General features: G+C 67.7%; 19 protein-coding genes. 13 read left to right on the top strand and 6 right to left on the bottom strand.

Annotated elements, in window-relative coordinates; translation table 11 throughout:
- The first annotated feature begins 49 nt into the window (after positions 1-49).
- Positions 50-1057, top strand: a complete 1008-nt coding sequence (locus AC1DBL_RS02430) for a GTP pyrophosphokinase (protein ID WP_476925389.1) — start codon at positions 50-52, stop codon at positions 1055-1057.
- A gap of 20 nt (positions 1058-1077) precedes the next feature.
- On the opposite strand, the gene AC1DBL_RS02425 is transcribed toward AC1DBL_RS02430, so the two are convergent.
- Complete coding sequence (locus tag AC1DBL_RS02425; protein ID WP_441416917.1) at positions 1078-1404, bottom strand: GYD domain-containing protein; 327 nt, start codon at positions 1402-1404, stop codon at positions 1078-1080.
- A gap of 161 nt (positions 1405-1565) precedes the next feature.
- Here AC1DBL_RS02425 and AC1DBL_RS02420 point away from each other — a divergent pair, with 161 nt between their 5' ends.
- From AC1DBL_RS02420 to AC1DBL_RS02405, 4 genes are all read left to right on the top strand, one after another.
- Positions 1566-2732, top strand: coding sequence for an RtcB family protein (locus AC1DBL_RS02420; RefSeq protein WP_476925388.1), 1167 nt, complete (start codon positions 1566-1568; stop codon positions 2730-2732).
- A gap of 223 nt (positions 2733-2955) precedes the next feature.
- The gene (locus tag AC1DBL_RS02415) at positions 2956-4119 is read left to right on the top strand and encodes an ABC transporter substrate-binding protein (protein WP_476925387.1); all 1164 of its coding nucleotides are present in this window, start codon (positions 2956-2958) and stop codon (positions 4117-4119) included.
- A 44-nt stretch (positions 4120-4163) separates the two neighbouring features.
- Entirely contained in the window at positions 4164-4889 is a 726-nt protein-coding gene (locus tag AC1DBL_RS02410) for an ABC transporter ATP-binding protein (RefSeq protein WP_476917026.1), read from the top strand.
- Positions 4879-5817, top strand: a complete 939-nt coding sequence (locus AC1DBL_RS02405; protein WP_441416921.1) for an ABC transporter permease — start codon at positions 4879-4881, stop codon at positions 5815-5817. The genes AC1DBL_RS02410 and AC1DBL_RS02405 overlap by 11 nt, the downstream gene beginning before the upstream one ends.
- Before the next feature lie 73 nt (positions 5818-5890).
- Here the strand turns inward: AC1DBL_RS02405 and AC1DBL_RS02400 are convergent, their stop codons facing one another.
- On the bottom strand, positions 5891-7948 hold the full coding sequence (locus AC1DBL_RS02400; RefSeq protein ID WP_476925386.1) for a hypothetical protein: 2058 nt from the start codon (positions 7946-7948) through the stop codon (positions 5891-5893).
- Positions 7949-8219: 271 nt separating this feature from the next.
- Between AC1DBL_RS02400 and AC1DBL_RS02395 the strand changes: the two genes are divergently transcribed.
- From AC1DBL_RS02395 to AC1DBL_RS02380, 4 genes are all read left to right on the top strand, one after another.
- Positions 8220-8516 (top strand): putative quinol monooxygenase, encoded by a 297-nt coding sequence (locus AC1DBL_RS02395; protein WP_476892059.1) that lies wholly within the window; start codon positions 8220-8222, stop codon positions 8514-8516.
- 148 nt (positions 8517-8664) lie between these two features.
- Positions 8665-9942, top strand: a complete 1278-nt coding sequence (gene cobA, locus AC1DBL_RS02390) for a uroporphyrinogen-III C-methyltransferase (protein ID WP_476892060.1) — start codon at positions 8665-8667, stop codon at positions 9940-9942.
- A gap of 41 nt (positions 9943-9983) precedes the next feature.
- Complete coding sequence (locus tag AC1DBL_RS02385; protein ID WP_476892061.1) at positions 9984-11438, top strand: FAD-dependent oxidoreductase; 1455 nt, start codon at positions 9984-9986, stop codon at positions 11436-11438.
- 159 nt (positions 11439-11597) lie between these two features.
- A complete protein-coding gene (locus tag AC1DBL_RS02380) occupies positions 11598-12587 on the top strand; it encodes a DNA topoisomerase IB (RefSeq protein WP_441416925.1) in 990 nt (329 codons plus the stop codon).
- Between the two features lie 27 nt (positions 12588-12614).
- On the opposite strand, the gene AC1DBL_RS02375 is transcribed toward AC1DBL_RS02380, so the two are convergent.
- Positions 12615-13196 (bottom strand): hypothetical protein, encoded by a 582-nt coding sequence (locus AC1DBL_RS02375; protein WP_441416926.1) that lies wholly within the window; start codon positions 13194-13196, stop codon positions 12615-12617.
- A gap of 126 nt (positions 13197-13322) precedes the next feature.
- Complete coding sequence (locus AC1DBL_RS02370; protein WP_441416927.1) at positions 13323-14189, bottom strand: DUF1206 domain-containing protein; 867 nt, start codon at positions 14187-14189, stop codon at positions 13323-13325.
- A 171-nt stretch (positions 14190-14360) separates the two neighbouring features.
- Here AC1DBL_RS02370 and AC1DBL_RS02365 point away from each other — a divergent pair, with 171 nt between their 5' ends.
- The gene (locus AC1DBL_RS02365; RefSeq protein ID WP_441416928.1) at positions 14361-14897 is read left to right on the top strand and encodes a hypothetical protein; all 537 of its coding nucleotides are present in this window, start codon (positions 14361-14363) and stop codon (positions 14895-14897) included.
- A gap of 100 nt (positions 14898-14997) precedes the next feature.
- Here the strand turns inward: AC1DBL_RS02365 and AC1DBL_RS02360 are convergent, their stop codons facing one another.
- Positions 14998-16440 carry a PucR family transcriptional regulator gene (locus AC1DBL_RS02360; protein WP_476892062.1) on the bottom strand — a complete coding sequence of 481 codons (1443 nt, stop codon included), beginning with the start codon at positions 16438-16440 and terminating at the stop codon, positions 14998-15000.
- Between the two features lie 160 nt (positions 16441-16600).
- On the opposite strand from AC1DBL_RS02360, the gene AC1DBL_RS02355 reads away from it, so the two are divergent.
- Entirely contained in the window at positions 16601-18031 is a 1431-nt protein-coding gene (locus AC1DBL_RS02355) for a gamma-aminobutyraldehyde dehydrogenase (RefSeq protein ID WP_476892063.1), read from the top strand.
- 68 nt (positions 18032-18099) lie between these two features.
- Positions 18100-19455, top strand: a complete 1356-nt coding sequence (gabT, locus tag AC1DBL_RS02350) for a 4-aminobutyrate--2-oxoglutarate transaminase (RefSeq protein ID WP_476892064.1) — start codon at positions 18100-18102, stop codon at positions 19453-19455.
- Positions 19456-19571: 116 nt separating this feature from the next.
- Here gabT and AC1DBL_RS02345 read toward each other — a convergent pair whose 3' ends face one another.
- Positions 19572-20405, bottom strand: a complete 834-nt coding sequence (locus tag AC1DBL_RS02345) for an AMIN-like domain-containing (lipo)protein (RefSeq protein ID WP_476925385.1) — start codon at positions 20403-20405, stop codon at positions 19572-19574.
- Between the two features lie 190 nt (positions 20406-20595).
- Between AC1DBL_RS02345 and AC1DBL_RS02340 the strand changes: the two genes are divergently transcribed.
- Positions 20596-21468 (top strand): universal stress protein, encoded by an 873-nt coding sequence (locus tag AC1DBL_RS02340; protein WP_441416933.1) that lies wholly within the window; start codon positions 20596-20598, stop codon positions 21466-21468.
- Positions 21469-21471 lie beyond the last annotated feature (3 nt).

Genomic DNA, 21471 nt, shown 5'->3' with positions numbered 1-21471 from the left:
GGATACCCTGCTGAGTAGAGGCGCTGCGCGTTGATCCGAGGGGGAGCGGTTGGAAGACCATGATTCCGTTGTTGCCAGGTCCCTGGAGCAATACAGTGTTCTGCTGCCCCGGCTGAATGCGGCTTCGGACGCGATCGGGGATGCCATCCGCGCCCGGCTCCGCGACGATGGTCTCAACCACCACACCGTGCAGGCCCGGGTCAAGGACCCAGGCTCGGTCAAGGAAAAGCTGGACCGCCTCACCGCCGACGGCAGATTCAAATACGAGCGCGGGCTCGAGCAGCTCGATGACCTCATCGGTGTCCGGATCATCATGTTCCTGGAACCCGACATCGCGGACGTTGCCACGGCGCTGAAGGGGCAATTCGACTGCCGCGAGGACGACGACAAGACCAGCTCCCAGCGGCGGAACGGCCAGATCGGTTACGCCGGCCGGCACCTCATCCTCGAAGTCCCTGCCGGCAACGTGCCGGTGGGCTGCCACACGTTCATCGGGGAGCGCTTCGAAGTCCAGATCCGGACGGTGCTGCAGCACGCCTGGGCGGCCTTCGAGCATGACATCCGGTACAAGGGACTCGCGGAGGCCAACGCGGAAGTGGACCGGGCGTTCACCATGGCGTCGACCCTGATCGAACTCGCCGACGCCCAGTTCTCGGCAATCAACGACATCGTCAAACGCCGCCAGGCCGAAAGCACGGCCGAGTTCGCCGCGAATCCCGCCACCGAGCTCACCGGGGACATCCTCCATGACATGCTTGCGCGGCTGCTCCCCGAACACCCCCGAAGCCAGGCCCGGCAGTACGGCTGGCTGGGGGACGTGCTGGCGGCCAACGGTGTGCGGACCGTGGCCGACGCCGAGAAGCTGTTCGGTGCCGCCGACTGGTCCGTCGTGGCGAAGCGGATGGACTATAAATTCCCCGCCGGCCACGTCCGGATTGCCGACGACTTCCTGCTCAAGACGTGGGGAACGGACTACATTGCGCGGACCAAGTCCCTGGGCGGCGACCCCAAACGGGAGGCGAAGCTGACGTACCGGCTGGAGCGGATGCAGGACTGAGCCTGCCGCACCCGAAACAATCAGGTGCCCGGCGGCCGGTACTTGATCTGCTCGGCCTTGGCCAGTGCTTCCATTGTTTCGTCGACCGTCAGGAGCACGGTCGTCTCGAAGGAGCTAAGTGCGCCGCCTCCGCTGATTGCGAGTGCAACGGCAGCCATGGATACGTTGTCCGGCGCCTCCCACAGGTTGTAGCCGTCGTGGGAGCCAAAGGCATACCAGAAGCCGTGGAGCTTCCCGCCCACCGATTCGATGTAGGCCTGGGCGGCCTTCCTGCGGTCCTCCGGTTTGCTGATCAGTCTCGCCCACGTCTCGGGTGTGTAGCTGAACTTCGACAGATAGAGGGGCATCGTCTCGTCCTTTCCTGCGTGTCCCGGTTCAGTAAGAATGGCAGTCGGCTGCGTGGCCAGCAATGGCCGCGGGGCTCGTCAAAGCCGGCCAAGTCGCCGCAACGGTCGTCCCTTGCCACCCGGCCCCCGGCGGACCATCATCGTCGTGGGAGGGCAGAGCGTTGGAAGCCATCAACAGCCGTCTCTTCAGCTGGGCATCGATCCTGGACGACGAGACCCGCAGGCAGGCCCTCGCCACGGCCCAGTTGCCCATCATCTACCCGCACCTGGCGCTGATGCCGGACGCCCACCTGGGCAAGGGGGCCACTGTGGGCTCCGTCATCCCCACCGTGGGCGCGATCATCCCGGCCGCCGTGGGCGTGGACATCGGTTGCGGCATGATCGCCGTCCGCACCCAGTACGCGCACAAGGAGCTGCCCCGGGACCTGCAGCGGCTGCGCGAGGCAATCGAGCGCGCCATTCCCTTGTCCGCCGGCCACTTCAACCGCAGGATCTCTGCCACCGCCGGACCCCGGCTCGCCGAGTTGCGGCGGCTGGCGGCGAAAGCGGGCTTTGACCCGGCCAAGTACGCGGCGAACTGGGAGCTGCAGCTTGGCTCGCTGGGCTCGGGCAACCACTTCATCGAGGTGTGCGTGGATGAGAACGCCGCGGTGTGGCTGTTCCTGCATTCGGGCTCCCGCGGGGTGGGCAACAAGATCGCGCAGCGGCACATCGCCGAAGCCCGGAGCATGGCCCTGCGCCGGCACATCGCCCTGCCGGACCGGGACCTGGCCTACCTCGAGGAAGGCACCCCCGAATTCCTCCGGTACCTCCGGGAACTGCGTTGGGCGCAGCACTTCGCCTTGCTGAACCGTGAGGAAATGATGGACCGGGTGGTCCAGCAATTCGAGTCCTGGGTCGGCGGCCCGGTCCGGGAACTCGAACGGATCAACTGCCACCACAACTTCACCGCGCAGGAAATGCATTACGGTAAGTCCGTCTGGGTCTCGCGCAAGGGCGCGATCAGGGCCCAGGCCGGGGATCCCGGGCTGATTCCCGGGTCCATGGGCACGGCGTCCTACATCGTCGTCGGGCGGGGGAACCAGGCGTCGCTGAACTCCGCACCGCACGGCGCCGGCCGGGAGTATTCCCGCACCGCCGCGCGGAAAGCGTTTTCGCTCGCGCAGCTGAAGACCGCCATGCAGGGCATCGAATTCCGGCCCCGCGAGGCCTTCATCGACGAGATCCCGGCCGCATACAAGCCCATCGACCTGGTGATGCGCGACTCTGCTGACCTGGTCAGCGTGCGGCACAAGCTCCGGCAGCTCGTGAACATCAAAGGCGACTGAGCCCCCGGCCGGGTGCGAATGCAGGGTCCGCATATGACGCTGCATGAACTTGCGTGACCCCGGGTTTCCGCACCATTGAACCCGGTTCGTGACCCTCCCTAGGGTGAGTCCATGACTACTCCGGAACGGTTCAACAGCCCCTCCCTCAGGGCACTCCAGGGGCGATGTCGCCGGCGCTGACCACCCGCCCGGCCCACCCGCACCCCACGAACAGGATCCTCCCATGTCATCCACGCCCAAGAACCCCACCCCCGGCACCACCCGGATCGTCGCCGGCGAATCGGCCAAGCCGAAACGCCGGCGCACAGTCGAAATCGGCGTCGCCGTCGGCCTCGCCCTGCTGATCGGCGCCGGCGCAGCCGTCGCCTCGACGGTGTCCCGCACCAACGACGCCGGTGCAGCACCGGCCGCCGGCACCGCCCCGGCGGCGGAACTGCGGCTCGGCTACTTCGGCAACATCACCCACGGCCCGGCCCTGATTGGCGTCACCAAGGGGTTCATCGCCAAGGAACTGGGCCAAACCAAACTCAGCACACAGGTCTTCAACGCCGGCCCCGCCGCGATCGAAGCGCTCAACGCCGGCGCGATCGACGCGACCTACATCGGCCCCAACCCGGCGATCAACTCCTACGTGAAGAGCAAAGGCGAATCCATCAGCATCATCGCCGGCGCCACGGCCGGCGGTGCGCAACTGGTGGTCAAACCCGGCATCAACTCGGCCGCCGACCTCAAAGGCAAGACGCTCGCCTCGCCGCAGCTCGGCGGCACCCAGGACGTGGCCCTGCGCGCCTGGCTCGGCCATCAGGGGTTCAAGACCTCCACAGACGGCAGCGGCGACGTCACGATCAACCCAACCGAGAACGCCCAGACCCTCAAACTCTTCCAGGACGGCAAGCTCGACGGCGCCTGGCTGCCGGAGCCGTGGGCGTCACGCCTGGTGCTCCAGGCCGGCGCGAAGGTCCTGGTCGATGAGAAGGACCTGTGGGAGAAGGGCGAGTTCGTCACCACCGTCCTGATCGTCAACAAGACGTTCGCGGCCGAGCACCCGGCCACCGTGCAGGCGCTCCTCAAGGGCCATGTTGAATCCGTCGACTGGCTGAACGCGGCTCCCGCCGCCGAGAAAGCCACCGTCCTCAACGACGCACTCAAGGCAGCCGCCGGCAAGGCGCTGCCGGCCGACGTCATCGACCGGTCCCTGAAAAACATCGTCTTCACCACCGACCCGCTCGCCGGGACCTACAAGAAACTGCTCCAGGACGGCGTCGACGCCGGAACCACCAAGCAGGCCGACATCAACGGCATCTTCGACCTCACGTCGCTCAACAGTGTCCTGGGCGAGACTGCGGCCGGCAAAAAGATCTCCGCCGGAGGGCTAGGCAAGGACTAGCTCCCTAGCCTCCAGCCACCCGCCACAACAGTAAGGACCCGACCATGCCAGTCGTACTGGAAAACCTGGGCAAGCGCTTCGGCGACGGCGCCCCGGTACTGGACGACGTCAATGCCGCCATCGGGCAGGGCGAATTCGTCGCCCTGCTCGGTGCGTCCGGCTGCGGCAAGTCCACCCTGCTCAACATCATGGCGGGACTGGAAGCCCCGACGTCGGGCGCGCTCGAAGTGCCCAGCGACGGCGCGGCGTTCATGTTCCAGGACGCGGCACTCTTCCCGTGGCTGACCGCCCGGGAAAACATCGAGCTGGCCCTGAAGCTGCGAGGCATCGGGAAAGCCGAGCGCAGGATCCGGGCGGGGGAGCTGCTGGACCTGGTGCACCTGGGCGGCGCCGGCGACAAACGGCCCCACGAACTCTCCGGCGGGATGCGCCAGCGGGTATCCCTGGCCCGTTCCCTGGCCCAAGACCGGCAATTGCTCCTCATGGACGAGCCCTTTGCGGCCCTGGACGCGATAACCCGCGACCTGCTCCACGACGAACTGGAACGGATCTGGAAGGAAACCGGCCGCACCATCGTCTTTGTCACGCACAACGTCCGGGAAGCCGTCCGCCTGGGCCAGCGCGTGCTGCTGCTCTCCTCCCGGCCTGGCCGCGTGGTGCGCGAATGGCAGGTCAGCGAGGAACACCGCACCGACGCCGGCCTGGCCGGCCAGCTCACCGGCGAAATCACCGCCCGGCTGCGAGAGGAAATCCGTCGCCATGCCAAATAGCCAACTTCCCGTGGCGGTAGCTCCGGCCGAGACCCGCAAGGTCACCGCCGCCCTGACCCGTTCCTCCAGCGGAAAGGAAGACCTGCGCGAGCTCGAAGCAGGCCTCGATTCCCTGCAGTCCGACGCCCTCCGCAGGGCCCGCATCGACTGGGGCCGGATCCTGCTGCCGGTGGCTGCGCTCGCGGTGCTGGTGATCCTCTGGCAGTTGTACGTATCCCTCGGTTTCAAGCGGCGCGACGTCGTGCCCGGGCCGCTGGATGTCATCGGCCAGGTCGGCACCCTCTGGAGCGAAGGCAAGCTGCAGGAGGCTGTCTGGACCTCGCTGCAGCGCGGCGTGCTGGGCTTCCTGATCAGCGTGGTCATTGCCACGCCGGTGGGGCTCGTGCTGGCGCAGGTGGCACCCTTGCGGCGCGCCTTCGGGCCGCTGATCTCGGGCCTGCAAGTCCTGCCGTCTGTGGCCTGGGTGCCGGCCGCCATTCTTTGGTTTGGGATCACTGATGCCACAGTGTATTTCGTGGTGTTCATGGGTGCCATCCCGTCGATCATCAACGGGCTGGTCTCGGGCGTCGACCAGATTCCACCGCAGTACCGCAGCGTCGGAAAAGTACTGGGCGCTTCCCGACTCCAGTTGGCCCTGCAGATCATCCTGCCGGCGGCCCTGCCGGGCTACCTCGGCGGCCTCAAACAGGGATGGGCGTTCTCCTGGCGCTCGCTCATGGCCGCGGAAATCATCGCCGTTGGCGGCACCATCGGCTTCGGCCTCGGCTCGATGCTGGACCAGGGCCGCGTTCTCTCCGACATGACCATCGTCATGTCCGCCATCCTGCTGATCCTCGGCGTCGGGATCCTGATCGAACTGCTGGTGTTCGCCCCGATCGAGAAGCGCCTGCTCCGCCGCCGCGGCCTCCTCGCCGGTAGCACCCGTTAGGTCTCTGGCGCCCCAGACTGAACAAGAAAGCCCGACGGCGATTATCGCCGTCGGGCTTTCTGGTTTCCGTTTGTCAGCCGCGCGTCAACGTGCCGCAGCCGCTGACTTCGAAGCCACTAGTTCCGGCGGGGACGGTGACGATCGTTCTGGCCGCACCGTAGTAATTGTCGATGATATCGCTCAACGTACCCCGGAAACCGCGGAGCGTGGCCCAGTAGCAGGACTTCCCTGCCCCGTAGCCGTAGTAGGTGCCCGGCAGGATATCGATGCCGACGCGGTAGGTGCCGTCGGTAGTGATCCGGCTGGACCTGGCGCCGGTGGACGGGACGGTCGTCCAGGAGCCGCAGCCGTCCGAGCTGAATCCAACATCTCCTGGAACGATCTGGACGTAAGTCCGCGCCGATCCATAGTTGTTGGCCTTGATCTGGCTGAGTTTTCCGGAGAAGCCGCTGAGCCTCTCCCAGTAGCATCCACTGCCCGTCCCCGTAGCTTTGTACAGGCCTGGCCTGATGTTGACTCCGACACGGTACGTGCCGTCGCCGCGAAGCACGGTGACAGCCCAGACGGGAAGCTTTATTGCTGCACTAGAGGCGGCCCGGGTTTCGTAATAAGGCCTGGCCGCCCAGACTTTCACGGAAATGGACCGACCGTTGTCCGCTGCAGCCACCCTGTAGGTGCGGTACCTGGCGCCGGGGATGGAAGCTCCATTGCGGTACCACTGGTATGCGAAGGACGTCGGAGCCGGAGCAAAGCTACCAGGCGCCGCTGTCAGCGTGCCGCCCAGCCCGCGCCCGCCACTGATTCTCGGGACGGACCTGACCGTCATGAGCGCCTTACCAACCACCACGGATTTGGTGACGGCGGCGCGGGCGGCATAGCCCGGTTTCGTGACGGTCACCTTCACAGCGACCCGAGCGCCGACGTGGCCGCCGCCGAGTCGCAGGGCGGACCCCGTAGCTCCCCTGAGAGCGACGCCGTTCCGGTACCACTGGTATCGGATGGTCGAACCGGCAGTCCAACCCTGAGAAACTCTCACCGTCTGCCCATAGCGGTGGGTTCCGGTTACCGTGAGCGACCGGGTGGCCGCGATGGTTCCGGCAGCAATCGACCGGGCGGCGGAGTAGCGGTCCAGCGTTGTGAAGCCAGGCTTGGCTGCACGCACCCTGACCTTGAGCGTCTTCCTGTAGTCGAGTGCAGTTGTGGCGTAGGTGCGGCCGACTGCGCCAACGATGGCTCCCGTTCCGCGATACCACTGATAGGACAGCGTGGCCCCGGTCGGCGCCCACGTGCCGGCATTGGCGCTCTGCAACTGGCCCACTTTCGCTACACCGCTGACTGTCGGAACCGGCGCGGCCACAAAGCTTCCCTTGCCGGCGGTGACTTGGGCGGAAGTGAGTTCCACTGAGGTGAGGCCCGGTGCGGAGAGCATCACCTTGGCCCACAGCTTCTGTGCGACATCGGCGGCCGCGACAGTGTAGCTCGGCCCCGTCGCACCAGTGATGGGGTCAAGTCCGCGGTACCACTGGTAGCCGATTGCTGCACCTTGGACGGCGTCGCTCCACGTCGGTGCGCTCAGCGACAGCGCTTGCCCGACGACGGGTTTGCCGGCTACGGCGTTGTTCCAGCTGACCCCCGCGAAAGCTCCCGGACGAACCGTTACCGGCGTCGCCGCCAGCTCGGTGCCGGGTCCCTGGGCCTCCAGTGAGGCCAGCACCGTCAGTTGGACCGATTTGCCTGCCATGGACGGATCAAGGTGCAGCACGTCAGCTTCACCAACCGCGTGGTCGGCGGCTTGAACTGTGACACCTTCGACGATCCAGCTGTACTTGATCCAGCCGGCGCCGTTCCACTGGCCGCCTGTCGAGGTGAGTGTGCCTCCCGCGACAGGGTCACCCTCGATAACCGGCGGGCTGACGTTTTGCGGAGCGGCGGGCGTTACTTCCGCCGGCGGTGTTTCGACGGGTGTTATTTCCGCCGGCGGTGTTTCGGCAGGCGTGTCCGCTGGTGCCGGTGCGGGTGTCGGCTGTTCGGCGATGATGTCAGTTTCCATCGGCAGCGCCTGCGCTGCCGGAGCCATCAGAAGACCGGCAAGCAGTGCGATGCTCCCGGCTGTGGCTACTGCCCTGGTCATTCGGCCAGGGCGCGTCCGAGTACGGACGTTTTCGCGCAGAGACAACTAAGTCCCCTTCCCCCATTTCGGGACCGGCTAGCCCGGTCGGAGCAATTGTATTGGGGAGTGGCGACAATGAGCGGATGCACCCGCAGAGGGCAGCCACTGCCTGCCCTGGACCGATACATCGCTCTAACGCCGCCACCCCCTTGCTCCGCCCCGACCGCGTGCCTACACTCACGGCTATAGGCCGGGCTGCCGGCCAAACCATCCCAATTCCAAGGAGGTAGCCGTGGCACCGAAATTTGGAGTGCTGGCACTGGTCGAAGCGAAAGCGGGGAAGGAACAGGAAGTCTGGGACTTCCTCAACGGCGGCAGGGAGATCGTGCTCACCGAGCCGGGCACTAGGACCTGGTACGCGTTCCGGGTCAACGAGAACACCTTCGGCATTTTCGACACTTTTGACACCGAGGAGGACCGGCAGGCCCACCTCAACGGGGCCATTCCTGCTGCCCTCGGCCAACACGGCCCGGAGCTGCTGGCCAAGGATCCTGACATCAAACTGGTCGAAGTCATTGCGGTGAAGTAGGGACGAGGGCTATTCAGAACTCGTCGCCTCACCCAAACATCGGCCGGACTGCCAGCCGGCGGAGCCCCAGGTTACGCCCCGTTACCCTGCGTGAACGGGTGTTTCCGCACCGTTGTTCCGCTCTCGGACGCCGCCCTATCGTCGATGCATGGCAATTCAGGACATTTACCCCACCGCGCTGCGCCTGCTCGGCCGGCCCGTGCTGGTCGTAGGCGGCGGACCCGTCGCCGCACGCCGCGCCAGGGGACTGCTCGACGCCGGCGCCCGAGTCACCGTCGTGGCGCCGCTTGCCTGCCCGGCCCTAAACGACCTGGTCGACGCCGGGCTCCTCAGCTGGCAGCCCCGCCCTTACCGCAGCTCCGACGTCGACGGCGTCTGGTTCGTCCAGACCGCCACCGGTGACGCCGACGTGGACGCGCAGGTCGCCGCCGACGCCGAGGCGCAGCGGATCTGGTGCGTCAACGCCTCCGACCACGAGGCCTCCGCCGCCTGGACGCCGGCCGTCGCCGTCGTGGATGACGTCAAGATCGCCGTCAACGCCGGGGGAGACCCGCGCCGGGCGATGGCCCTGCGCGACGCCGTCGCCACCGCCCTGGCCGCGGGAGACCTGCCGCTGCGCCGACACCGCGCTTCGGGCACGGGCCCAGGCGCCGGGGACGGCACGGTGGCGCTCGTGGGCGGCGGGCCGGGCGAACCCGGACTCATCACCGTCCGCGGCCGGCGGCTCCTGGGCCAGGCCGACGTCGTCGTCGCCGACCGGCTCGGCCCGCGTGAGCTCCTGGCCGAACTGGCCCCCGACGTCCGCGTGATCGAGGTCGGCAAGACCCCCGGCCACCACCCGGTCCCGCAGTCCGAAATCAACCGGATCCTCGTCGACGAAGCCCTCGCCGGCCACCGGGTGGTCCGGCTCAAGGGCGGCGACCCCTATGTCCTCGGCCGCGGCGGCGAGGAAGCCGAATTCTGCCGGCAGCACGGCGTCGAGGTTGAAGTGGTGCCCGGCGTCACCTCGGCGATCTCCGTCCCCGCCGCCGCCGGCATCCCGGTCACCCACCGGGGACTCGCCAAGGGCTTCAGCGTAGTCACCGGCCACGAGGAGCTTTCCGAGGTGCCCGCCCGCTCCGACCACACCGTGATTCTGCTCATGGGCGTAGCACAACTGCGCGATTCCGCGGCCTCGCTGGGACGCGCCGGTTTGCCAGCCGGGACGCCTGTTGGCATCGTAGAGAATGGATACCTGCCCAACCAGCGGGTGACCATCGGAACGCTCGAAACCATCGCGGACCAGGCGGAGGCAGCAGGCGTCGCGAATCCTGCCGTGATCGTGATCGGCGACGTGGTCCGCGTCAGCCCGTTCGCGCCGTCGCACTTTAAGACCGCGGACTACAGCACCACCTCCCCGAACGCCCCGCGCGTCGCCGCCCGCTAGTTTCACCCGCAGCACCCGGATCGAACCAAAGGAACACAGCCGTGTCAACGAACACCCCTGTAGGAACCGCCGCCCGCCCGCTGCGCGTCGCCGTCGTCGGCTCCGGCCCCGCCGGCGTCTACGCCGCGGACATCCTGACCAAAAGCGAGGCCGTCAAGAGCGGCGAGCTCACCGTCAGCATCGACCTCTTCGACCGCTACCCGGCGCCCTACGGGCTCATCCGCTACGGTGTGGCGCCGGACCACCCGCGGATCAAGGGGATCGTGAACGCCCTGCACAAGGTCCTGGACCGCGGCGACATCCGATTCTTCGGCAACGTGGACTACGGCACGGACCTCACGCTCGAGGACCTCCGGACCCACTACGACGCCGTCATCTTCGCCACCGGCGCCATCAAGGACGCGGACCTGAACATCCCGGGCATCGAGCTTGAGGGATCCTACGGCGGGGCCGACTTCGTCTCCTGGTACGACGGGCACCCGGACGTGTCCCGCGACTGGCCGCTGGAGGCCAAGGAAATCGCCGTGATCGGCAACGGCAACGTGGCCCTGGACGTCGCCCGGATGCTCTCCAAGCACGCCGATGACCTGCTGGTCTCCGAGATCCCGGACAACGTCTACCGAGCGCTGAAGGACTCCCCGGTCACCGACGTCCACGTCTTCGGCCGCCGCGGCCCGGCGCAGGTGAAGTTCACCCCGCTGGAATTGCGCGAACTCTCCCACTCTAAGGACGTCGATATTGTCCTCTACCCGGAGGACTTCGAGTTCGACGCCGAATCTGACCGCCAGATCCAAAGCAACAACCAGACCAAGACCATGGTGGGCACGCTCACCAACTGGATCGCCGAGCAGCCGGAGGATCTCTCCGAGCTCACCGCGTCCCGCTGCCTGCACTTGCACTTCCTGCACAGCCCGGTCGAGATCTTCGACGACGCCGCCGCCCCCGGCCGCGTCGCCGGCATCAAGTTTGAGCGCACCGAACTGGACGGCACGGGCAACGCCCGCGGCACCGGCGAGTTCATCGACTACCCGGTCCAGGCCGTCTACCGCGCCATCGGCTACTTCGGTTCGGCCCTGCCCGAGGTCGAGTTCGACCACAGCAAGGGCGTTGTCCCGAACGACGGCGGCCGCGTGCTGGACGCCTCCGGAGCCCACGTGCCCGGCATCTACGCGACCGGCTGGATCAAGCGCGGCCCGGTGGGCCTGATCGGGCACACCAAGGGTGACGCCCTGGAAACCGTGACCTACCTGCTGGAGGACCGCGGCAGCCTGCCGCCGGCGGCGGCACCCGCGCCGGAGGCGATCGTCGGACTGCTGGAAGACCGGGGCGTGCAGTACACCAGCTGGGAGGGCTGGCTGGCCCTGGACGCGCACGAGCGGTCCCTCGGCGAAAAGGCAAGCGCCGGCGCGGGCAGCGTCCAGCGCGAACGCATCAAGGTGGTCCCGCGCGAGGACATGGTGGAGATCTCCCGCGGCGGAGTCGCTGCGGAGGTCTGAGCGGCCGCCTCACAACTGCAACGCGGGGTCACATCGCGCCCAAAATCCCCTCCGGGACGGGCGCGAAGTGACCCCGCGTTGGTTGTTAACGGCGCATTCCCTGCGGGTAGTCAGTAGGCTTACCGTCATGGACACTGCCAGGCACCCAGGATCCGGCCGATGAGGCTCCGTCACAGCAACGCGTCCGGCCGCGGCTACCGCCGGGTTCCCGCCGGGAGCGGGTTCAGCTACAAGGACCTGGACGGGTCGACCCTGCCGGCCGGCCCGGTGCGGGAGCGGCTGGAAAGCATCGGGATCCCGCCGGCCTGGACCGACGTCTGGATCGCGCCGTATGAGAACGGGCATATCCAGGCCACCGGGGTCGACGCCGTCGGCCGGCGCCAGTACATCTACCACCCAAGCTGGCGGGAGCGGAAGGACCGGCTGAAGTTCGACCGTTCGCTCCAACTCGCGGAAACCCTGCCGTCCGCGCGCCGCCTGGTGACCTTGGACCTGCGCTCCGAAGGACTCACGCGGGAGCGCGTGCTCGCGGCCGCCTTCAGGATGCTGGATAGCGGATCGCTGCGCGTGGGCTCCGAGCGGTACACCAACGAGAACGGCAGCCACGGACTGGCCACCCTGCTCTGCGCCCACGTGAACGTGCGCAAAGACGAACTCCGGCTCAGCTTCCCGGCCAAGAGCGGCAAGACCTGGGAGTCCCGGATCGACGACGCCGACCTCGCCGCCGTCGTGCGCTCGCTCAAGCGCCGCGGCGGCAACGCCCGGCTGTTGGCCTACAAGAACGGCCGCAGCTGGCATCCGGTCACCAGCGCCGAGATCAACGAGTACGTCAAGGAACGAACCGGCGCGGACTTCACCGCGAAGGACTTCCGCACCCTGCGCGGCACCGTCGCGGCGGCCGTGAGCCTGGCGAAGAGCGGCCCGCAGGCCAAGGTCTCGGCCCGGAAGCGCGCCGTGAGCCGCGCCATGGTCGACGCCGCGGCGGTGCTGGGCAACACGCCGTCGATCGCCCGAAAGAGCTACGTCGATCCGCGCCTGCTGGACCACTTCGCGGCGGGGGAGACCATCGATCCGAAGCGGCTGGATTCGGCCGAATCGGAGATCCGGGCGCTGCTGTACCAGGAGGGTGCGGTCGTCCCGCTGCGCTGACCGGTGTGACGCTCAGGACCCGGCGCGTCAGAACTCGGCGTTGATGAATCCGATGATTATCGCCGTCCACCAGCACGCCTGCGAGATAACCAGGCAGACCAGCAGGTGGGTCCGCTGACCGGCGCTTAGGCCCCGGAACGGGGTTTCCGGAGGAAGATGAACCAGCCGCCGCATCAGCGGGATCAGCATGATGCCGTTCAGACTGAGAACCAGCACGGCGGCCAGTTTGACGTCTGTCATCGGGTTGGTCAGGTGCGGGTTCAGGAACACGCCGGTGGCCAGCAGGCCGGCGAGACCGGCCCAGATCAGCGGCGTGGCAGCGCCGTCGAGCCGGATGGTTTCAGCCAGTTTGCGGCGGCCGACAAGCCACAGGAAGCCGTGCCAGTCGACCAGGATGATGGCGCCGAAAGACACCACCAGGGACAGGACGTGCAGGACGACGGCCAGGTCGTGGGCGTAGCCGCCCACCCGGACCGCCGTGGACATCGTGACCGAAAGCAGCCACGCCACTGCCGCCGCCGCGGACAGGACGATCACCAGGCGCCGGGTGGACCGCTCGGACTCACGGTGGCGCCGGATGGTGCGCCTGCTGACTGGGACGTAGCTCATGGCCATACCTCGAAGAACCGACCACCGGGGGCGTGCGCGGCACTTGTCGGAAGAGAAGGGAACGCCGTGCCGGGTAGCTAAAACGATATCCCCGGCTCCGCTCGGCAACAAGGGAGGAAACCTGCGCTACATCCGGCCGAACCGGGCGCGGATCAGGGCGAAAACCCCGTAGGCCATAAACCCTGCGCCAATGGCCAGCAGCAAGTATGGCCCGAACGGGTGGTGCTGCAGCGCCTTGAGGCTTCCGTCCAGCCCGGTGGACGAGCCAGGGTCATTGGTGGCCGCGGCCATCACGAACAGCAGACCGGTCAGGACCAGCGCCAGGCCTTTGGCCACGTGGCCGGCCACGCCCAGGCCGCTGATGAGGTGGCCGCGGTGCGTGCCTTCGAAGTGGCGCAGCTCCTCCTTGAACTTCTTGCCCAGGCCCTTGACCACGAAGAAAACGCCGATCCCACCCACGGTCAGTCCCAGTCCGATCAGCAGTGGTGCGCCCAGCGGCCGGTTCATCAGGGCTTCGCTGAAGGCCGCGGTGGAATCCCCCGAGTCGCTGCGGAAACCCAGGGCGAAGCTGGCAAAGGTGAAGCCGACGCTGCCGTAGGCGATGGCCAGGAAGCCCGAGGAGACCAGCTTGCCCAGCCGTTCACCGCGGGGCAGGTGCCTGGCCCGCAGGGTCGCCTCGCTCAGCTGCCACAGGGCGAGTCCGGCGCAGCCGGTGAAGCAGAGCCACAACACCGCCGGACCCCAGGGGTTGGCGGCGAGCTGCTCGATCGCTCCGGTGGGCTCGGCCTGGCCCGGCGCCCCCAGGACCAGCGCGACGGCGATCACGCCGATGACAATGTGGAGCAACGCCATCACGGCGAACCCCCACCGCGCGACGACGTCGAGCACCCTGCTGTTTGAGGCGGCCTCTGCGGCATCGGCGGCTTCGCCGATGCCAGCCGCGTGGCGCGGCACGGCCTGCCCTTGCGGGAGCTCCCTGCTGATTTCTTCCATTGCTTCGAGCTTACGCGTAACGGATCGGCTGCCTGGAAGCTCCGTCCGGCGGTCGGCGGCCCGAAACCGGGACTACCAACTTGTTGGTAAGTGTGCTTACTATGTCCGGGGTGCGGCGTCGCATGTGGCCGCACCATTCCGGATTCGAATTCACACGATAGGAAGCTCACCATGGCAGGTAATCTTGTTGCCCGATCCATCCACGACCTGACCGCCGGCGCGTGGTTTGGCGGTTCGCTGATGGGCGCCATCGGGCTGAACGGCGCGACGGCGGAGGCCAAGGATCCCGCCGAGCGCACCCGTCTGTCCAGCCTGGGCTGGAAGAAGTGGGCCCCGTACCAGACGGCCGCATTCGGCGCGCACTTCCTTTCCGGCCTCGCCATCATGTGGGAGAACAAGGGCCGGATGACCAAGCAGGACGGCGTGACCCGGCTGAGCATCTACAAGTCGATCGTCACCCTGGCCGGTGCAGCCGTGACCCTGTACGCCGGACTGCAGGGCGCGAAGGTGGACAAGCTCGCCGCCGAGGGTGCCGAGGGCGCCACCGAGCCCAAGCCGGGCGCCTCGGAGGAACTTCGCTCTGCCCAGCAGCAGCTGAAGATCCTGCAGTGGGCCATCCCGGTCTTCGCAGGGTGGGTGATCGTCCTGGGCGCCAAGCACGGCGAAATGCAGCGGCCGAAGAACGTCTTCAAGGGCCTCTCCCGCTAGCCGCGCTGGTTCCACTCCGACGCGGGGTCAGAACGTTCCCACGGCAATTGCCGGATGGGCGCGGTCTGACCCCGCGTTGTTGGAGGCGGGGGCTGGTGCGTCAGCGCGGCTGCCGGGCGCTGAGCCGCTGCACGGCCAGCGCCAGCCAGAGCTGGACCCGGTCCGCGGTCTGCGCCGGGTCGTAGCCGGTCAATTCGGTGATTTGCGCCAGCCGGTAGCGGACCGTGTTGCGGTGCAGGGTGAGCTCCTCGGCGACGGCGGCGACCGAACCGTTGTTGCTCAGGTAACTCTCCAGTGTGGTCATCAGTTCGGCGCCGTGCGCGGCGTCGAAGTTCCGGAGCGGGTTCAGCGACTCGTTCGCCATGTCCGCCAGCGGAACGTCCTCGCTGGCCAGCAGCAGCGAGGTCAGGCTCAGCCGCTCCGGCTCGTTGACCGGCAGTCCGTGGCTGGCGGCGTCGCGGGCCTCGAAGTAGCTCCAGCGCAGGCCGTTCGGCTTCGTGTACGCCCCGCCGATGCCGATCGTGGCGTGGATGCCCGCCTCGGCGAGGTGGTCGCTGAGGCTCCGGGCCAGGGCGCCGGCGCCGCTGCCGTCGTCGTGCACCAGCACCACCAGGTCCTTGCCGACGACGGCGGTCACCGCCGCCGCCAGCGGCTGAGGCAGCGAGGAGCTGCCCAGCTGCTTGGCGTGGGCGGCCGATTCCGCCAGCAGGACCACGTTCTTGCGGGTGCTGTTGACGCCGATGCCGGCGAGCCGGCGGGTGGCTTCGGTGGCATCGAGGGTCCCGTGGATCACGTCCTCAAGCACTTGCCCGGCCAGGGCGCGCTGCGACTGGCGTTGCTTGACCATGTTGTTGAGCTCGACGCTGATCAGGTTCTGCGCATAGCCGATGATTCCGGAGTCTTCGAACGGGTGCCTGACCCACAGCGTGCAGGCGTCGCGGCGGCCGGTCGGGATCGGGTACGAGGCCCAGCCGTCCGACGTGGGGGAGGGGTTGCCGGCGGCGCTGTTGTAGAGCTGCGCGGTGAACTGGGTCAGGACGATCTCGGTGCGCAGCATGGAGCCGAGGTGCCTGAGCAGCTCGGCGAGGCCGCCGCCGGTCAGCAGGGCGCGGGCCAAGACCTGGTGCCCCGCGATCAGGCGCTCCAGCTTGGCGTAGTGGTCCGCGGACTGGGCGTCGGCCACGAGCTTGCCGATGGCGATGAAGGGTGTCTCGTAGGGCACTTCCACCACCGGAAGGCCCCAGCGGTTGGCCTCGGCGATCAGGGCCGGCGGCACCGCGTCGTGTGTCAGCCCGATCCCGAAACCGATGCCCACGGCGCCGGCGCGTTGGACCTGGCGGACGAAGCGGCGCTGCTCCGGGGCGGTCCTGAGCCGCATCCCGGTGGTGAGGACCAGTTCCCCGCCGTTGAGGAAGCGCTGCGGGTCTTCCTGCTCCGTCACCGCGACCCAGTGGATGTCCTGGTGCCAGGTGGTCTCCGCGAGGCCCGATTTCGTCAGCTTGAGGGACGGAACCCCCAGCAGGGCCGCGAGTGAAATTGCCATGGAATCAGGATAGCCGGGGGCTGGTCAACCGCACTAAAGTCGCGCTGCTTCGGTGTGCAGCTGCCTATTCCCTGCCTTGCGTGCCTGGCATAGGCTCGGAGCAGTCGCAGATCCCCTCATACCTGCCTTTCCGAGGCCAGCACGAAAGAGGTTGTACACCGTGGTTCAAACCTTGCAGAACTTCATCAACGGCGAGTTCGTCACCCCCGCCGGGACCGCCCTGCTGGACATTGTCAATCCCACCAACGGGGAGGTGGTGGCCAAGTCGCCGGTCTCGGTGCAGGCCGACGTCGACGCCGCCATGACCGCCGCGAAGGACGCCTTCGCCAGCTGGAAGCACGTCACCCCCGGCCAGCGCCAGCTCATGCTCCTCAAGCTCGCCGACGCCGTCGAAGCCAACAGTGACGAACTCGTCGAGGCCCAGCACCGCAACACCGGCCAGGTCCGCTCCCTGATCGCAGCCGAGGAGGTTGCCGCGGGGGCAGACCAGCTGCGCTTCTTCGCCGGTGCCGCCCGGATCCTGGAGGGCAAGTCCGCCGGTGAATACCTCGAGGGCCACACCTCCTACGTGCGCCGCGAACCGATCGGCGTCGTAGCGCAGGTTGCCCCCTGGAACTACCCGTTCCTGATGGCGATCTGGAAGATCGGCCCCGCACTGGCCGCCGGCAACACCGTGGTGCTCAAGCCTTCCGACACCACGCCGGAATCCACCCTGGTCCTGGCCCGCCTCGCCGGCGAGATCCTCCCCGCCGGCGTGCTCAACGTCGTCCTCGGCACCGGCGAGACCGGCGCCATGATGGTGGAGCACAAGGTCCCGGGCCTGGTCTCCATCACCGGTTCCGTCCGGGCCGGCATTGCTGTCGCCACCGGCGCCGCCAAAGGGCTCAAGCGCGCGCACCTGGAGCTCGGCGGCAAGGCACCGGCGATCGTGTTCAAGGACGCAGACATCAAGAAGAGCGCCGCGGCCATCGCCGAGTTCGCCTTCTTCAACGCCGGCCAGGACTGCACGGCAATCACCCGGGTCCTGGTCGAGGATTCCGTGCACGACGACGTCGTCGCCGCCATGGTGGAACACACCAAGACCCTGCACACCGGCTCGCAGAACGACGAAGACAACTACTTCGGCCCGCTGAACAACGTCAACCATTTCAACGCGGTCACCAACGTTGTTGAGCACCTGCCGGCGAACTGCAAGATTGAGACCGGCGGCCACCGGGCGGGGGAGAAGGGCTTCTTCTTCGAGCCCACCATTGTCACCGGCGCCAAGCAGACCGACGACATTGTCCAGAAGGAGACGTTCGGCCCGGTCATCACGGTGCAGAAGTTCAGCACCGAGGCCGAGGCGATCGAACTGGCCAACGACGTCGAATACGCCCTCGCCTCCAGCGTCTGGACCACGGACCACGGCACCGCCATGCGGGTCAGCCGCGACCTGGACTTCGGTGCCGTCTGGATCAACACCCACATCCTGCTCACCGCCGAGATGCCGCACGGCGGCTTCAAGCAGTCCGGCTACGGCAAGGACCTCTCGATGTACGGCGTCGAGGACTACACCCGCATCAAGCACGTCATGAGTGCGCTCGATGCCTGACGCGGCTGCCTAACGCTCCCGCCAGACCCGGCCCCGCCGACCCTTACACGTTTAGAAAGGCCTTCCCCATGACCACCACAGCAAACGACCTCACCTACCGTCTGGAGCAGAAGCGCCGCGTCCAGGCCGACTTCCCCGGCCCCAAGTCCGTGGCCCTGACCGAGCGCCGCAAGGCGGTCGTCGCGTCCGGCGTCGCCTCCAGCGTTCCGGTCTACGTCGCCGACGCCGACGGCGGCATCATCCAGGACGTCGACGGCAACTCCTTCATCGACCTCGGCTCCGGCATCGCCGTGACCAGCGTCGGCGCCTCGGATCCCGCCGTCGTCGGCGCGGTGAAGGAAGCCGTGGAGCACTTCACCCACACCTGCTTCATGGTGACGCCCTACGAGGGCTACGTCGCCGTCGCCGAGCAGCTGAACCGGCTCACCCCGGGCGACCACGAGAAGCGGACCGTGCTGTTCAACTCGGGCGCCGAAGCCGTGGAGAACGCCGTCAAGGTGGCCCGCCTCGCCACCGGCCGGGACGCCGTCGTCGCCTTCGACCACGCCTACCACGGCCGGACCAACCTCACCATGGCGCTGACCGCCAAGGCGATGCCGTACAAGACCAACTTCGGCCCGTTCGCGCCCGAGGTATACCGGATGCCGATGAGCTACCCGTACCGCGAGGAAAACCCGGAGATCACCGGCGCCGAGGCCGCCAAGCGTGCCATCACCATGATCGAGAAGCAGATCGGTGGCGAGTCGGTGGCCGCGATCATCATCGAACCCATCCAGGGCGAGGGCGGCTTCATCGTCCCGGCCGAGGGCTTCCTGCCGGCCCTTGCCGCCTGGGCCAAGGAGAAGGGCATCGTCTTCATTGCCGACGAGGTCCAGTCCGGGTTCTGCCGCACCGGCGAATGGTTCGCCGTGAATCACGAGGGTGTCATCCCGGACATCGTCACCATGGCCAAGGGAATCGCCGGCGGCATGCCGCTCTCCGCCATCACCGGCCGCGCCGACTTGCTCGACGCCGTCCACCCGGGCGGACTCGGCGGCACCTACGGAGGCAACCCGGTGGCCTGTGCCGCGGCGCTGGCGGCCATCGGCTCGATGGAGCAGTACGACCTGAACGCCCGGGCCCGCCACATCGAGGAACTTGCCCTGGGCAAGCTGCGGGAGCTCGCGTCCGAGCTCACCGTGGTCGGTGACATCCGTGGCCGCGGCGCCATGCTCGCGATCGAACTGGTCCAGGCCGGCTCCAAGGAACCGAACCCGGAACTGACCAAGGCCGTTGCCGCTGCCTGCCTCAAAGAGGGTGTCATCATCCTCACCTGCGGCACCTACGGCAACGTGATCCGGCTGCTGCCGCCGCTGGTGATCAGCGACGAGCTGCTGCTGGACGGACTCGAGGTGCTGGCCGCGGCGGTCCGCGCCAACGCCTAAGCGCCGGCGGGACAACCCCAGCGGGACAACCCCGGCGGGACACCCCCAGCGGGACAACACAGAGCAACATGAACGAGCCGCGGACCGAGAAGTCCGCGGCTCGTTCGCGTCCGGGCCTACATCCAGGAGCTGGCGTCGAGCTGGATCGCGACGACGTACAGGTGCCGGCCCTGTTCGATCTTCTCCACCTCGTAGACCCGCACCTTGGTCTGCTGCACGGCGGTACCCGGGCGGCCGACGCCGATCCCATAACTAAGGACCCCTTCGAAGTCCCCGGCCGGGGCGTAGCGGGTGAGTGCCCGGTAGCCGATCGACGGGGCAGGGCTGCTCTTGACGGTGCTGCCCTTCCCGTCTGCGGTGTGCGCCTGGGCGCCGTGGAAGACAACTTTCAGGATGGCGCCCGTCCCGGGCATCGGCACGGGCAGGCCGCTGCCGTCGGCGATCAGTTCGGGGACGAACGAGATGTCGTAACTGGGAAAGGCGCCGTTGAACCGGAAGCTCAGCTGGTCATAGGGCGGGGTGTCCGAGGGGTGCTGGCCGGCGCCAATGGCGTACAGCGTGGGCAGGGGCTCCGCCGGCGGCGGGGCCAACGGTACGGGATTGCTGTGCGTGGTCTTGAACGGCGACTTCGCTCCAGGCCAGGCCCAGTCATGGGTAATGGTCGAGGAGATCACGCGGTCGCCGTCCTGCGGGGCTTTGGTCTCGTCGGAATCCGGAGACGGCGTCGCGGAGGCCGACGGCGTCGCCGAGGCGGTGGATGAGGGCGTCGCAGCGCCGGAAGGTGTGGAGGTCGACGTCGCCGATGCCGTCGCTGATTCCGTCGCCGACGCGGGGCTGCTCCCGGAGGGTTGGGGCGAAGAAGGGGTGCAGCCGGTCAGCGCGAACAGGAAGATCAGCACTCCCAGCCCGCTCGTTTTTGCCGCGAACCCGGTGTTCCTGGTCAGACTCATGGTGAGCTCCCCTCCACGGCTTCAGCGTAGTCGCGGAAATTTGCGTGCCGCAGGGCCAAAAGTCACCCACTATTCCCCGCAACGCTGGGCTAGAGTCGTTCCTACCACTGCAGGAACGCAGACCGGCCGACGTCGCCCGGAACCCCGGAGCCAAGCTGGATTCTGCCCCAGACCCATAAGGGGTTCTTACATGCGATACGTAGTTGGCTACACACCCAACGACCGCGGCGCCGACGCCGTCGCCCTGGCTTCCGCCATGGCCCGCGCCCAGGGCGCGCACCTGGACCTGGTTCATGTGGTGGACCGGAACACACCCTATGTCGCGCTGAACCCGCAGGGAAACCGCGTCAGTGCCGCGGAGCAGTCCGTGCTGACGGCGGAGCGGCAGGGCCTGTCCCTGGTTCCGGAGGGCCTGGAGGCCAGGTTCCACGTGCGCCAGGCTGATTCCTTCGCCGCGGGACTGATCGACGCCGCCAAGGAATACCGCGCCGGCCTGATCGTCGTGGGTGCCGCGAACAGCGGCCTGTTCAAGCGGTACAGCGTTGGCAGCGTGGCCAACGCCCTGCTGCATGCCTCACCGGTGCCGGTTGCGCTGGCGCCCCGCGGCTACCGCAACACCGACCCCATCACCCGGCTGACCCTCGCCGTCGGCCAGCGTACCGGCGCGGAGGCGGCGATCGACGTCGCGATTGAGTCGGCCGAGCGCCGCGGCGTGCCGCTGCGGCTGGTCTCGCTCGTCGAACTGGACGCCGAGGGCGACGGCGGCGAAAACGTCAACGCCGCGCATGTCCACGCGAACACCGTCCTGAAGGCCGCGGCCGAGCGCCTGCCGGCGGGACACCACGTCACCGTGGAGGTCGCGCACGGCCGGACCATTGAGGAAGCCATCGATGACCTCGACTGGGACGACGCGGAGATTATGATTGTCGGTTCGTCCCGCCTGGCGGAGAAGAACAAGCTCTTCATCGGCAGCACGGCCAACAAGGTGCTCCGCGCCCTGCCGGTCCCCATGGTCGTAGTGCCGCGCGACTACGTGCGCATCGACACCAGCCCGGACGACTAAGCC

This window comes from Arthrobacter sp. 10T44, assembly GCF_056393885.1.
The sequence above is the reverse complement of the archived record's forward strand: the minus strand, read 5'-3'. Positions and strand labels throughout refer to the sequence as shown.

Coding starts and splice junctions, on each gene's coding strand:
- AC1DBL_RS02425 (WP_441416917.1), bottom strand. CDS start 1,404: ATGCCCCTCTATCTGTCGAAGTTCAGCTACACACCCGAGACGTGGGCG.
- AC1DBL_RS02415 (WP_476925387.1), top strand. CDS start 2,956: ATGTCATCCACGCCCAAGAACCCCACCCCCGGCACCACCCGGATCGTC.
- AC1DBL_RS02410 (WP_476917026.1), top strand. CDS start 4,164: ATGCCAGTCGTACTGGAAAACCTGGGCAAGCGCTTCGGCGACGGCGCC.
- AC1DBL_RS02405 (WP_441416921.1), top strand. CDS start 4,879: ATGCCAAATAGCCAACTTCCCGTGGCGGTAGCTCCGGCCGAGACCCGC.
- AC1DBL_RS02400 (WP_476925386.1), bottom strand. CDS start 7,948: ATGACCAGGGCAGTAGCCACAGCCGGGAGCATCGCACTGCTTGCCGGT.
- cobA (WP_476892060.1), top strand. CDS start 8,665: ATGGCAATTCAGGACATTTACCCCACCGCGCTGCGCCTGCTCGGCCGG.
- AC1DBL_RS02380 (WP_441416925.1), top strand. CDS start 11,598: ATGAGGCTCCGTCACAGCAACGCGTCCGGCCGCGGCTACCGCCGGGTT.
- AC1DBL_RS02375 (WP_441416926.1), bottom strand. CDS start 13,196: ATGAGCTACGTCCCAGTCAGCAGGCGCACCATCCGGCGCCACCGTGAG.
- AC1DBL_RS02370 (WP_441416927.1), bottom strand. CDS start 14,189: ATGGAAGAAATCAGCAGGGAGCTCCCGCAAGGGCAGGCCGTGCCGCGC.
- AC1DBL_RS02365 (WP_441416928.1), top strand. CDS start 14,361: ATGGCAGGTAATCTTGTTGCCCGATCCATCCACGACCTGACCGCCGGC.
- AC1DBL_RS02360 (WP_476892062.1), bottom strand. CDS start 16,440: ATGGCAATTTCACTCGCGGCCCTGCTGGGGGTTCCGTCCCTCAAGCTG.
- gabT (WP_476892064.1), top strand. CDS start 18,100: ATGACCACCACAGCAAACGACCTCACCTACCGTCTGGAGCAGAAGCGC.
- AC1DBL_RS02345 (WP_476925385.1), bottom strand. CDS start 20,405: ATGAGTCTGACCAGGAACACCGGGTTCGCGGCAAAAACGAGCGGGCTG.
- AC1DBL_RS02340 (WP_441416933.1), top strand. CDS start 20,596: ATGCGATACGTAGTTGGCTACACACCCAACGACCGCGGCGCCGACGCC.